The sequence below is a fragment of the Aeromonas salmonicida genome (assembly GCF_028355655.1).
GTDB classification, from domain to species: domain Bacteria; phylum Pseudomonadota; class Gammaproteobacteria; order Enterobacterales; family Aeromonadaceae; genus Aeromonas; species Aeromonas salmonicida.
The window spans coordinates 3,384,664-3,398,534 of sequence record NZ_CP110645.1; the positions used below are offsets into that span (position 1 = coordinate 3,384,664).

Sequence of the window (13,871 nt, forward strand, 5' to 3'; positions counted from 1 at the left end):
CGTATGTTTTCCAAGTTCTTCATTGAGCGCCCCATCTTTTCCTGTGTGATATCGATCATTATCGTACTGGCAGGATTGGCCGCTATGCGTTCCCTGCCCGTCGAGCAGTATCCGCAGATCACGCCCCCCGTGGTATCGGTCACGGCCTTTTACCCGGGGGCAACCCCCGAAGCCATCTCCCAAACCGTTGCAGCCCCACTCGAGCAGCAGATCAACGGGGTTGAGCATATGGTGTACATGCAATCTGGCTCCGCCTCCAATGGCCAGATGAACCTCAACGTCTACTTCGAGATCGGCACCGATCCGGATCAGGCCACCATCAACGTCAACAACCGGGTCTCGGCCGCCATGGCCCAACTGCCGGAAGAGGTGAAAAAGCAGGGAGTCACGGTCAAGAAAAAATCGACCTCCATTTTGCAGGTCATCACCCTGGTGTCACCCAACCAGTCATTTGATACGACCTACCTGTCGAACTATGCCCTGCTCAACATCATAGACGAGCTCAAACGGATACCTGGCGTTGGCGACACCATGCTCTTTGGTGGCACTGACTACGCCATGCGGATCTGGCTGCGCCCGGATCGTCTTGCCCAGTTGCAGCTGACCCCGGGCGATGTGATTGGCGCCATTCGTGAGCAGAACACCCAATTTGCCGCGGGCAAAATAGGGGCTCAGCCCACCAGCACTCCCATCGACTTCACCTACACGGTGCAGACCAAGGGGCGCCTTGAGGATGTCAAAGAGTTCGAGAACATCATCATACGATCCATGCCAAATGGCGCCAAAATTCGGGTCAAGGACATTGCCCGGGTCGAGCTGGGTGGTAAAGACTACGACATAGTCGCTCGCGCCAACGGCAAACCGGCCATCGGTATCGCCACCTATCTGCAACCGGGTGCCAACTCGGTTGCCGTGGCGGATGCCGTGCACACCACCATGGCGCAACTGCAAACCCGGTTTCCGCAGGATATCGAGTATCAGATCCCCTATGACACCACCGAGTTCGTAAAACTCTCCATTGAGGAGGTAGTACATACCCTGTTTGAAGCCATGGTGCTGGTGTTCGTGGTGGTTTACCTCTTCTTGCAGAATTTCCGCGCCACCCTGATCCCCTGTATCGCTGTGCCGGTGTCCTTGATCGGCACCTTTGCCGGCATGCTGCTGCTGGGCTTCTCCATCAACCTGCTCACCCTGTTCGGTATGGTGCTGACCATAGGCATAGTGGTGGATGACGCCATAGTGGTGCTGGAGAACGTGGAGCGCAGCATGCGCGAGCGAAAGCTCTCGGCGCCGCAAGCCGCCATTCTCGCCATGCAGGAGGTATTCAGCCCCATAGTCGCCACCACCCTGGTCCTGTGCGCCGTGTTTATACCCGTGGCCTTTATGGGTGGCATGACAGGGGTGATGTACAAGCAATTTGCCATCACCATCGCCGTCTCAGTGGTCATCTCCAGCATCATTGCCCTGACCTTGTCACCGGCCTTGTGTGCTGTCTTGCTCAAGGACGGCCATCAGGAACCCGCTCGCTTCTTCGTCTGGTTCAATCACCGCTTTGACCAGCTCACCAGAGGATATGTGCGTGGGGTGGCTTTCCTGAATCGCCGGGTGGCACTGGCCTTCAGCATCATAGTGACCATGCTGCTCGCCAGTTATCTGCTGTTTATGAAAGTACCGGGGGAACTGGTACCGGATGAGGATCAAGGCTACCTCATCTCTGCCATCATGCTGCCGGACGCAGCGGCACTCACTCGCACCCAGGCGCTGGCTGACAAGTTTGACCAAATCGCCATGGCCAACCCGAACGTGAAGGATGTCGTCACCTTCTCCGGTTTCGACATTCTCTCCAGTGCTGTGATCAGCAACAGCGGCCTGAGCTTCATCACCCTCAAGGACTGGAGCGAGCGAAAAGACGCAGGACAAGACTCCTTCTCTCTGGCGAATACCTTTCAAGGCATGAGTCTGATGGGGCTGGCGGATGGCTTTGTGGCCTCCTTCAATCCACCGCCAATCCAGGGGATGTCCACCACGGGGGGACTGGAAGGGTATCTGCAAAACCGCAGCGGCAGCGATGCCAAGACCTTCTCGGCAGAGGTTGAACATTTCCTGGCCGCAGCCAGAGAACGGCCTGAGTTTGCCAGCGTCACCTCGACCTATCGCGCCAATGTCCCTCAGGTCTATCTGGATCTTGATCGGGAAAAAACCAAGGCGTTGGGGCTGCCGATCAATGCGGTGTTCGACACCATGCAGGCCACCTTTGGTCAGGTTTACGTCAACGACTTCAACCAGTTCGGTCGTACCTATCGGGTCCAGCTTCAGTCAGAAGCGGATTATCGCGCCAAGAAGGGCGACATTCGCAACATCTATGTCCGCTCCGACAAGGGCGAGATGATCCCCCTTAGCAGCCTGGTGACGGTACGCGACGCCAGCGGCCCCGAGTTGGTAGAGCGCTTCAATGTGTTCCCTGCCGCCAAGATCATGGCGCAACCTGCACCGGGATACAGTTCAGGACAAGCCATTGCCGCATTGGAAGAGATCGCGAACAGTACCCTCGGCAACGATGCCAAACTGGAGTGGACCGGATCTGCCTATCAGGAGAAAGCTTCTGCCGGCAGTGCCGGCATGGCGTTTGGCTTCGGCATAGTGATGATTTTCCTCATTCTGGCGGCCCAGTACGAACGCTGGAGTCTGCCGTTTGCGGTGATCACTGCGGTTCCCTTCGCGCTGTTCGGGGCCCTGCTCGCCACCTGGGCCGTGGGCCTCACCAACAACGTCTACTTCCAGATTGGGTTGGTCACCCTGGTGGGGCTTGCGGCCAAGAACGCCATCCTGATCGTGGAGTTTGCCGTGATGAAGCATGAGGAAGGGATGAGTATTGCCGAGTCGGCACTGGAGGCGGCGCGCCTGCGTTTTCGCCCGATTGTCATGACATCGCTGGCCTTTATTCTCGGCTGCATCCCCTTGATCACATCGAGCGGTGCCGGTGCGGCCAGCCGCCATGCCCTCGGCTGGCCGGTCATTGGCGGCATGCTGGCAGCCACCTTTATCGCCATCTTCTTTATCCCGCTCTTCTTCCGCTTGATCATGCAAGGCTCGCAAAAGAAGCGCTAATACCGTTATCAATCAATATGGTATTTGCTCAAACGCCTTCGCTCTGCGAGGGCGTTTTTATTCAAATCAACTCGGCTCAATCACCTAAACTCTGGGAGATTTGAGGGGGAGTATTTCTATGCTGGTTCAGCTTTGGCTCGCTGCGGCACTTGCCGGATCAAACATGACAGCCTGTGGTCACCATGACTATCCTCCGTGGAACTGGCATGCGGGCGGTAAAATCGTGGGTGTCTGCGCCGAAGTAGTGAGCACCCTCTTTCAACGACTGGGGCTCAACGTTAACCTTGACTACGTAGGCCCCTGGGCCCGTTGCCAGCAAAAGGTGGCCTCCGGCGAGGTAGACATCAATATTTGTGCCCTGCGCAACGGCGAGCGTGAAAGCTACTCCCGCTTCACGCAAACACCGATGGCAATCAATGACATGGCTGTGTTTGTTCGCCAGCCCAGCCCTCGTCTATTGGAGCAACGGGAGGATCTGGCCGGGCTAAGGGGAGCCATGATGATCGGGGTCAGCCTTGGCAGCGAGCTGGACACATTTCTGGAAGAGAATACCCGGATCCACAGGGTCAACTCCCTCAAGCAGGTCTTTGGGCTGCTGGCCAGCGACAGGGTCGACTTTGTGCCCTACGGTCGCTCTTCTGGTCGCCTCTTTTTACGGGAAAATTACCCGGATAGCGGTCTGGCCGATCTGCTCTGGCCCCTGCAACAAGGAGAACTCTACATCTCGGTATCCCTCAACTCCCCCCACCTCGATACTCTGGAGAAACTCGAACCCATGTTGCAGGCCCCGGGTATGGGTCAGTGGATAGATCAACTGCTGGACAAATACAGCACCCTCTATCTGGAACAGCAACGACAGACTCAGCAGATGCCTTGACCTTCTCCCGCGAGTAAGGTTTAGATTTGCCCCATCCCTTGCCAGAGTTGACACATGATGAGTTTGGTTCGATTGCCCACCCTGCTATTGGCCCGGCTGTTGCTGGCGCTGATGCTTGTCTGCAATCTGACCCTCTGTATCAGCTGGCACGGGACCGATGTCATCTCCTCTACCATGACGACCGGCAGCGACAACGCAACCATGAGTGCGACCGCAATGCAGGGGCTCGCCTGTCACACAATGGCAGCCGATGATGGAGAGCAAGGCAACGCCATGAGCCAGGGAGATTGCCAGATGCACGGCGGCCTCACCTCGCCAACCGGGGCCGGCCTGCCACTGCTGGCCGCGCTGCTGACCTTGCTCGCCCTCCCCCTTTTGCTGCTGCCCCATCTGGGGGTCGCCAGCCATCTGTTCGATCACTGGCTGCGGGATCCCTTCCTGCGTAGCCGCGGTACTCATCCCCCCTCCTGGCCCCGCCGACATCTGATGCTGTCGGTACTGCGCCACTAGAAGGATCTTCTCCCGTGCATGGGACAAGGCTGACCTTGCCCGACACTGCACGTCCTTGCCTGACCCTGTGACGGCTGGCACCGCCAGCAATAGCAGGGAGCCGTGCGTCCGCTGACTCGTCAGCAACGCCCCGTTTGCCGCCCAGCCTGTGTGATCTGCTGCGATAGATGCAGCAACCAGACGCTCGTTATGCGTCTGTCACCATCACAAGCCGGCGGCCTGACAGAAGAGAAGATGCACATGTCATCTGCCCGATTGACCGAGCCAGTTGCCGCTCACCCTTGCACCATTAGCGCCCGCCTGATGCTGGTCGGAGGTTCCCTATGAGCCATAAATCAAGTCAAAAGCTGCTTGTCTCAGCCCTGCTGCTGACCCTCGGGGCCGGTGGCGGCTACTGGGCCGCCAAACAGAGCACCGATGGCACCAGTGCCAAAGCAAAGACGCCGCTCTACTGGGTCAACCCCATGGATCCCCGCGACAAGCGAGATGCCCCGGCCAAGGACAACATGGGGATGGACTTTATCCCCGTCTATGAGGAAAAACAGGGCGGCTCACCGGGTACCGTCACCATCAGCCCCGAGATCCAGCAGAACCTGGGGGTGCGCCTCGCCAAGGTGGAGCGACTGCCTATCCACCAGCAGATCGAGACAGTGGGTTACGTCGGCTATGACGAAGATCGGCTGGAGGCAGTCAATGCCCGCATGGCGGGCTGGATCCGCACCCTCGCCATCAAGAGCGAGGGGCAGAAGGTGGCCAAAGGCTCCCTGCTCTACGAGATCTACGCGCCGGATCTGGTCAACGCCCAGCACGAGTACCTGCTGGCGCTCAATAGCAGCAATCCCCTGCTGCTGCGCGCCGCCGAGGGCAAGCTCAAATCCCTGCAGGTGCCGGCGGATCAAATCGCCGCCCTCAAGCGCAGCCGTCAGGTGCGCGAAACCATTGGCATCTACGCCCCCAGCAGCGGCTATGTGTCGGAGCTGAAGGTGCGCGAGGGGCAGTATGTGGAGCCCGCCGCCGCCCTGTTCAATATCAGCACCCTGCAGCAGGTGTGGGTCAGCGCCGAGGTGTTCGAGCGCCAGGCCGCACAGCTCAAAGTGGGGGATCCGGTCACCATGACCCTCGACTACGCCCCGGGCCGCAGCTGGCAGGGCCGGGTGGATTACCTCTACCCGACCCTGGATGCGGCCACCCGAACCCTCAAGGTGCGGCTGCGCGTTGACAACCCGGACGAGTTTTTGAAACCCAATATGTTTGCCAAGGTGGCCATTCGCACTGGCAAAGGAGAACCGCAGTTGGTGGTGCCGAGCGAAGCGGTGATCCGCACTGGCAGTCAGGACAGGCTGGTGCTGGCGCTGGGGGATGGCAACTTCAAGTCGGTCGCCGTCACCCTGGGCGCCCAGTTTGGTGACAAGGTCGCCATCAAGGCGGGGGTGGAAGCGGGTGACAGCATAGTCAGCTCGGCCCAGTTCCTGCTCGATTCGGAATCGGCCATCGACTCGGATTTTCAGCGCATGACGGCGGTGCGCCCGGCACAGGTGTGGACTCAAGGAACTTTGCAAAGCATGGATCTGGCCAGCCGCACCCTGATGGTGGCCCACCAGCCCATCCCCGAGTGGCAATGGCCCGCCATGGAGATGGAGTTCACCGTAGCCGACGGGGTTGACATCAGCAAACTGGCCGAAGGGCAAACCCTCCATCTGCAGGTGATACAAGAGGGGGATGAGTACCGCATCACCACCATCCATCAGGAGAAAACGCCAGCAACCGGCGACGCCACCAAGCCTGCGGCGGATGAGATGGAAGGCATGGACCATAGCCAGCACGATATGGGAGCCAAGCCATGATCCCTGCCATCATTTGCTACGTTGCTGACAACCAAGCTCCGCTCTCTGCGCAACATGAGCAAGGAGCCAGATCATGATCCCTTCCATCATTCGCTGGTCCGTGGGCAACCGCTTTCTGGTATTGCTGCTGACCGTCATGCTCACCGCCTGGGGGCTCTGGTCGGTCAAGCAGACCCCGGTGGACGCCCTGCCGGATCTCTCCGACGTGCAGGTGATCATCAAGACCTCCTATCCGGGCCAGGCGCCCCAGGTGGTGGAAGATCAGGTGACCTACCCGCTCACTACAGCCATGCTGGCGGTGCCGGGGGCCACTACGGTGCGCGGCTACTCCTTCTTCGGCGACTCCTTTGTCTACGTGCTGTTTGATGACAACACCGATCTCTACTGGGCCCGCTCCCGGGTGCTGGAGTATTTGAGTCAGGTTGCCCCCAATCTGCCCGCCTCCGCCCGCCCCCAGCTTGGCCCCGATGCTACCGGGGTGGGCTGGGTCTACCAGTACGCGCTGGTGGACAGAACCGGCAAACATGACTTGAGCGAGCTCACCTCCCTGCAGAACTGGTTCCTCAAGTACGAGCTGCAGACGGTGGAAGGGGTCTCCGAGGTCGCCACCGTGGGCGGCATGGTGCGCCAGTATCAGGTGCAGGTCGACCCGGACAAGCTGCGCGCCTACGGCATCCCGCTCTCCCTTATCGAAACCGCCATCAAGCAGGGCAATCAGGAGACCGGCGCTTCCGTCATCGAGATGGCGGAAGCGGAGTACATGGTCCGCTCCAACGGCTATCTGAAGAGCGTCAAAGACCTCAAGCAGATCCCCCTCGGCACCACTGTGCGCGGCGCCTCACTGCTGCTGGGGGACGTGGCGGATGTGGTCACCGGCCCCCAGAGTCGGCGCGGTCTGGCCGAGCTCAATGGCGAAGGGGAAGTGGTGGGCGGCATCATCGTCATGCGCTACGGCGAGAATGCCCAGCACACCATCGACGGGGTCAAGGCGCGGCTGGCCCAGCTGAAAAGCAGCCTGCCAGAGGGGGTAGAGGTGGTCACAGTGTACGACCGATCCGACCTTATCCAGCGCGCCATCGACAACCTCTCCGGCAAGCTGCTGGAGGAGTTTGCCGTGGTGGTACTGGTCTGCCTCGCCTTCCTGTTCCACCTGCGCTCGTCACTGGTGGTGGTCATCACCCTGCCCATTGCCATTCTGGCGGCCTTTATCGTGATGCACCTGCAGGGGATCAACGCCAACATCATGTCGCTGGGGGGCATTGCCATCGCCATCGGCGCCATGGTGGATGGCGCCATCGTGATGATCGAGAACGTCCACAAGCATATGGAGCGGGAGGCGCTCACCGACAAGAACCGCTGGCGCATCATCACCGAGGCGAGCATAGAAGTGGGGCCCGCCATCTTCTTCTCCCTGCTCATCATCACCATGAGCTTCTTGCCGGTGTTTGCACTGGAGGCGCAGGAGGGACGCATGTTCCATCCGCTCGCCTACACCAAAACCTACGCCATGGCAGCGGCTGCGGCGCTCGCCATCACGCTGGTGCCGGTGATCATGGGCTACTTTATCCGCGGCAAGGTGCTGGCTGAGCAGGCCAACCCTCTCAACCGTGGCTTGAGCCAGGCTTATATCCCGCTGCTCAAGGCCGTACTGGCGCGCCCGAAAACCACGCTGATGCTGGCGGCGGTGGTGACGGTAGCGGGCTTCTGGCCGCTCAAGTATCTGGGCTCGGAGTTCATTCCACCGCTCGATGAGGGGGACATCATGTACATGCCCACCACAGCGGCCAATATCTCGGTGGGCAAGGCGCGGGAGATATTGCAGCAGACCGACAAGCTGATCCGTACCGTGCCCGAGGTACAGAACGTGTTCGGCAAGGCGGGGCGCGCCGAGACCGCCACCGACCCCGCCGACCTGGTGATGATGGAGACCAGCATCCAGCTCAAACCCCGCGATCAGTGGCGCCCCGGCATGACGCCGGAGAAGCTGAAAGAAGAGTTGGATTCCCTTATCCGCTTTCCCGGCCTCACCAACGCCTGGGTGCCCCCCATCAAGACCCGCATCGACATGCTGGCAACCGGCATCAAGACCCCGGTTGGCATCAAGATTGCGGGGCCGGATCTCAAGGTGATCCAGCAAGTCGGCCAGCAGCTTGAGCAAGTAGTCGGCAAGGTGGCGGGGGCTGCATCCGTCTACGCCGAGCGGGTAGCGGGCGGTCGCTACGTCAAGGTGGATATAGACCGGCTGAAGGCAGCCCGCTACGGCCTCAATATCGCCGATGTGCAGGCGGTGCTTGCCACCGCGGTGGGCGGCATGGAGGTGGGCCAGACCATAGAGGGGCGCGAGCGCTACCCCATCAACCTGCGCTACCCCCAGAGCTATCGCGACTCCGTAGCCAGCCTGGAGCTGCTGCCGCTGGTCACCCCGAGCGGTGCGCGCATCGCCCTGGCGGACGTGGCCCGGGTCTACATCAGTGACGAAGCCCCCATGTTGCGCAGCGAGAACGCGCGGCTCAACGGCTGGGTCTACGTCGATATCCGCGGCCGCGATATCGGCTCTTTTGTCGCAGAGGCCAAGGCCGAGGTGAGCAAGCAACTGGTGCTGCCGGCGGGCTACGCCCTCACCTGGTCCGGGCAATACGAATACATGGAGCGGGCCAAGGCGCGCCTCGCCTACGTGGTGCCATTGACCGTCGCCATTATCGTGCTGTTGCTCTATCTGGCGTTTCGCCGCTTCCAGGAGGTGCTGCTCATTCTCACCACCTTGCCGCTCGCGGTAGTGGGCGGGATCTGGACCCTCTGGCTGCTGGATTTCAACCTCTCGGTGGCGGTGGGGGTGGGCTTTATCGCCCTGGCCGGGGTGGCGGTGGAGACAGGCGTGCTGATGCTGGTCTACCTCAACCACGCCTGGGATGAGCTCGTCGGCAGCGGCAAGCCGGACAAGGCGGGTCTGCACCGGGCAGTGATCCAGGGCGCAGCCCTGCGTCTGCGCCCCAAGATGATGACGGTAGTGACCATCATCGCGGGCCTGCTGCCCATCATGTGGAGCCAGGGCACAGGCTCTGAAGTGATGCAGCGCATCGCCGCGCCGATGATCGGCGGCATGGTGAGCGCCCTAGTGCTGACCCTGCTGGTGCTGCCCGCCGCCTATTACCTGTGGCGCAGCCAAAGCCTTGGCAAGCAGGCCGACCAACCAGCCGACTAACCCTTTTGCAATCAACGAAGTGTTTGAATCAATCACAAGGAAAAGACCATGAACTACAAGACATTTGCAATGACCCTGCTGCTCGGCCTTGCCTCTATCCAGGCCCGAGCCGAGATGACCATGAGCCACGAGGGGCACGATATGTCCCAGATGGAGGGGATGGATATGCAGGCGACGGGAGAGAACGCGATGACCAAGGGGATCATCAGCCGTATCGACGAGGCCAGCGGCAAGGTGGGGATCAAGCACGAGGCCATCGACAACCTCAAGATGCCCCCCATGACAATGGTGTTCCTGCTGGCCGATCCGGCCCTGACCAAGGGGCTAAAGGTCGGAGATACGGTACGCTTTCACGCCGAAAACCCGGCCGGCAAGCTGACGGTCACCCAGTTGCAAAAACAGTGAATTGACGGACAAGATAAACGGCGGGACTCTCCATCCCGCCGTTTATCTTGAGGTGCGTTTGGGCACCTCGTTAGTGAGCATGCTGCCTGGACAATGCGGTCAGCGCAGTGCCGCCTGCAACCAGCCAGCAAGCGCATCCAGCTCGGCTTGCCGAGCCGGGAAATCGGTCTTCAGTTGCCCGAGCAGCGCGGCGATGGCGTCGCTGCGATAGGTCACGCCCACCAGCCGCTGGGCCAATGCATCCAATGGGGCCGGATCCAGGCTGTCGCTGAAGATCTGCGCCCGACCTATGACCCCCTTCTCCACATCGAAATGCAGCTCCACCCCGCCCCAGTCGAAACGCTCGTCCAGCTGATGGGTGAACGCAGGCGCATGACCAAAATTCCACTCCCAGCTGCGCTGGCGGGCGAAAGTGTCGGCAAAGCCGGGCAAGTTCGGCAATTGGGTCGGGGAGATATGCTCGGGGGAGACGCGCGCACCGTAGTGGGCGAAGAAGGCCTCAATGAGCGCATGACTCACCTGCTGATGTTCGATCCCGGGCAGCAGCTCGCACAGGTTGGCTACCCGACTGCGTACCGAGCTGATCCCCTTGGCGGCCAGCTTCTTGGGGTCGGGATTGAGGTAATTGGCGAGGCGGCTCAAGTCTGCATCGAGCAGCAGGGTACCGTGATGGAAACCGCGATCATGGGTCTCCCGATAGGCCGAGCCAGACACCTTGCGATCCCCGTCCTGGGTGGCCACCAGCAGGTCGTTGCGTCCGGAAGCAAAGGCACTCACCCCGAGCAGCTTGAGCGCATCGAGCACTATGGCGGTGGAGATGCTCTTGTCATAGCCCGGCTTGCCCGCCATGAAGGTGAAGCAGCTGTTGCCAAGGTCGTGAAACACGGCGCCACCTCCGCTGCTGCGCCTGGCCAGAGTCACGCCATCCTCTTCCATGCGGCGGGTGTTGCACTCCTTCCACGGGTTCTGGGCACGGCCAATCACCACTGTATTGGCGTTGCGCCACAGAAACAGTACCCGCTGGTTCGGGTCCATCTGCCGGAAGATGCACTCCTCCACCGCCAGGTTGAACAGGGGATCGTGAGAGTCGGAAACTAGCAGACGCAGAGCAGTCATGGGCAGGCCTTTATCGAGTCAATAGCGGGCCGATATTACCACTTTCTTTCTCACCTGCAGTCTTCAACCAGGCCAGGTTGTGGCCATAGACCATCAAAAATTGACAAGAATGACGCCAAAAGCACCGATACGGTCACAACCGTGCAAAAATCCCCCCCTGACCGAGGGATTGACACTTGCAGCATGAGAGAAATTGCCCGACGCTAGCCATAGATACATCACCAGGCGGCCTTACTTGAGCTTACCCCCTGCATTTTTCCATTGCTCGGGCCGGCATATTGGCCCTTTGCTCATGCCGTTGCTGCTGATCATACTGGCCTGTCTGCCGGCCAGAGTCGCGGCACAGGATCCGATTGTTTTACAGTTGAAGTGGCATCATCAGTTCCAGTTTGCCGGCTACTATGCGGCCATCGCCCAGGGCTATTACCGGGATGCAGGGCTCGATGTCAGGCTCAGAGAGGCCGGCCCGGGCACGGATGTGGTCGACGAAGTTGTCTCGGGACGCGCCCATTATGGAGTCGGCAGCAGTGACTTGCTGCTGGATCGCCAGCGCGGCCAACCTGTCGTGGTCCTGGCTACCCCGTTTCAACACTCCCCTCTGGTGCTGCTGGCCCGTGCCGATATCGACAACGTGCATGATCTCGTTGGCCGCCGTCTGATGCTGGAATATCACTCCGAAGAGCTGATCGCCTACCTGCAACACGAAGGGGTTGCGCTTGGGTTGCTCCACCGCCAGCCCCATACCCTGAGTGCAGATGCGCTAATTCGGGGCGAAGTGGACGCCATGAGCGCCTACAACACGGATGAAACCTACACATTGCAGCGCAGCGGTGTGCCCTATCAGACCTTTACTCCCCGCAGCGCCGGTATCGACTTCTACGGTGACAACCTGTTTACCTCCGAGCGTGAATTGCGCGACCACGGGGCGAGAGTCAGAGCCTTTCGCGAAGCCAGCCTCAAGGGGTGGCGTTACGCCATGCTGCATCCGGAAGAGGTGGTGGCCTGGATCCTCACCCAATATCCGGCGACCAATAATCCGGCCCTGGACCGCAACAAGCTGCTGTTTGAAGCCAAGCAGATGCAGCCGCTGATCCGCGCCGATCTGGTGGAGATGGGCTACATGTATCCCGGCCGCTGGCAACACATAGCGCAAACCTATATGGACCTCGGCCTGCTCACCGCCATGCCGGATCTGGATAGTTTCCTCTACAGCCAGCAGGAAGAGAGAGCACATCAACAGCAGTTGATGATCTATCAGGGCATCGCCATCGGCCTGCTGGTCACCGCCTTCCTATTGATATTGCTTATGATCTTCCTTCGTCTCAACCGCCGTCTGCGGGAAGAGAGCAAGGCACGCCATCAGCTAAGCCAGGAGATAGCCGACAACGAGCGCCACTTCCGCTTCATCACGGAGAACAGTGCCGACGTCATCTGGACCATGGATATCCAGAGTGGTCGCTTCACCTACCTGAGCCCGTCGGTACAGCACCTGCGTGGTTTCACCGTCGAGGAGGTGCTGGCCCAGACGGGCGAGGAGCTGATGACGGCTGAATCTGCCGACCGCATCGCCCGCCAGATGAAGGAGTCGCTGGCAACTTGGGCGGCGGGGGATCACATCAATACCAAGCGAGTCACCCTGGTGGATCAGCCTCACAAGGATGGGCGCCTCATCCACACAGAAGTGGTGACCACACTGCATGCCGACAAAGATGGCAACCCCGTCTCTGTGCTCGGCGTAACCCGGGACATCAGCGATCGCAAAGCCAGCGAGGAGATGATGCGCCAGCTCGCTTTTTATGATCCCCTCACTCACCTGCCCAACCGTCGCTTGCTACAAGACAGGCTGCAACACTCACTGCAACAGGCGGACGGAAAACCGCTTGCCCTGCTGTTCATCGATCTCGATCACTTCAAGCCGGTCAATGATCAGCATGGGCACGAGGCAGGCGACTGGCTGCTGGCCACCGTCGCCAAGCGCATGCTGCACTGTGTGCGGGAGGGGGACACGGTCGCCCGGATCGGCGGGGATGAATTCATGGTGCTGCTGCCCGAGATAACGGGAGAGGCGGGGGCCATCGCCATCGCCGAGGCCATTCACCAGAGTCTCAACCAGACCTTTGCCATGACGGATGCACTCCATTTCCATATCTCCAGCTGCATCGGTGTGGCCCTCTATCCGCAGCACGGCACCACCCAGAAGCAGTTGATGAATCATGGCGATCAGGCCATGTATCAGGCCAAGGAGGCGGGGCGCAACCGCATCCAGCTGTTCACGCCCCAGATGGCGGGCGGGATCACGCGAGAGGCAGCCAACCAGATGCAGCTGGGCTGGAAACAGAGCCACGACTGCGGCCACCCGCAGATCGATGATGACCATCGCCAGCTGTTTGCCCTGGCCAACCAGTTGCTCAACGGCGTGCTGACCATGGAAGAGGATACAGACCAGTTTCATCAAAACTTCGAGGCCCTGCTGGCCTTGGCCACCCGCCACTTCAACAATGAAGAGGCCATTTTGGCCAAGCTGGAGTACGCCGAGCTGGACACTCACCGCCAGGAGCATCAAAAGTTGCTCCGTCGGGCCGACAGCCTCTATCAGGCGGCCCGCACTGGCGAGCTGACCAGCCTCACCCTGCTGGAATTTGTGTTGCAGGATCTGGTGCTGGGTCACATGGTAAAGCAGGACAGACGCTACTTCCCGCTGCTGCAGGCCAGCATGCAGGAAGAGGCCCTCCTCTCGCCCGATGGCCCTCTCACCTCTCCCCCGCCCGGTCTGGTGAAACACTGAACCTTGCTGTCTCACGCCAGCACT

Annotated in this window: 8 protein-coding genes; 7 read left to right on the top strand and 1 reads right to left on the bottom strand. The window is 60.3% G+C overall.

What is annotated here, in order from left to right; translation table 11 throughout:
* Window positions 1-3 precede the first annotated feature (3 nt).
* The 6 genes from ONZ54_RS15805 (at window position 4) to ONZ54_RS15830 (ending at window position 9,946) form a co-directional block, all read left to right on the top strand.
* Window positions 4-3,108: an efflux RND transporter permease subunit gene (locus tag ONZ54_RS15805; protein WP_271786628.1), complete on the top strand. Its 3,105-nt coding sequence runs from the start codon at window positions 4-6 to the stop codon at window positions 3,106-3,108.
* A 118-nt stretch (window positions 3,109-3,226) separates the two neighbouring features.
* Window positions 3,227-3,985: a substrate-binding periplasmic protein gene (locus ONZ54_RS15810; protein ID WP_059113034.1), complete on the top strand. Its 759-nt coding sequence runs from the start codon at window positions 3,227-3,229 to the stop codon at window positions 3,983-3,985.
* A 54-nt stretch (window positions 3,986-4,039) separates the two neighbouring features.
* Window positions 4,040-4,495, top strand: coding sequence for a hypothetical protein (locus tag ONZ54_RS15815; RefSeq protein ID WP_011898950.1), 456 nt, complete (start codon window positions 4,040-4,042; stop codon window positions 4,493-4,495).
* Window positions 4,496-4,818: 323 nt separating this feature from the next.
* Window positions 4,819-6,339: an efflux RND transporter periplasmic adaptor subunit gene (locus tag ONZ54_RS15820; RefSeq protein ID WP_271786629.1), complete on the top strand. Its 1,521-nt coding sequence runs from the start codon at window positions 4,819-4,821 to the stop codon at window positions 6,337-6,339.
* Between the two features lie 73 nt (window positions 6,340-6,412).
* Window positions 6,413-9,541, top strand: coding sequence for an efflux RND transporter permease subunit (locus ONZ54_RS15825; RefSeq protein ID WP_271786630.1), 3,129 nt, complete (start codon window positions 6,413-6,415; stop codon window positions 9,539-9,541).
* 48 nt (window positions 9,542-9,589) lie between these two features.
* Window positions 9,590-9,946 carry a copper-binding protein gene (locus ONZ54_RS15830; protein WP_271786631.1) on the top strand — a complete coding sequence of 119 codons (357 nt, stop codon included), beginning with the start codon at window positions 9,590-9,592 and terminating at the stop codon, window positions 9,944-9,946.
* A gap of 99 nt (window positions 9,947-10,045) precedes the next feature.
* Here ONZ54_RS15830 and ONZ54_RS15835 read toward each other — a convergent pair whose 3' ends face one another.
* Window positions 10,046-11,062, bottom strand: coding sequence for a lipoate--protein ligase A (locus ONZ54_RS15835; protein ID WP_155602559.1), 1,017 nt, complete (start codon window positions 11,060-11,062; stop codon window positions 10,046-10,048).
* Between the two features lie 292 nt (window positions 11,063-11,354).
* Here ONZ54_RS15835 and ONZ54_RS15840 point away from each other — a divergent pair, with 292 nt between their 5' ends.
* Window positions 11,355-13,847, top strand: a complete 2,493-nt coding sequence (locus tag ONZ54_RS15840; protein WP_271786632.1) for a diguanylate cyclase domain-containing protein — start codon at window positions 11,355-11,357, stop codon at window positions 13,845-13,847.
* Window positions 13,848-13,871 lie beyond the last annotated feature (24 nt).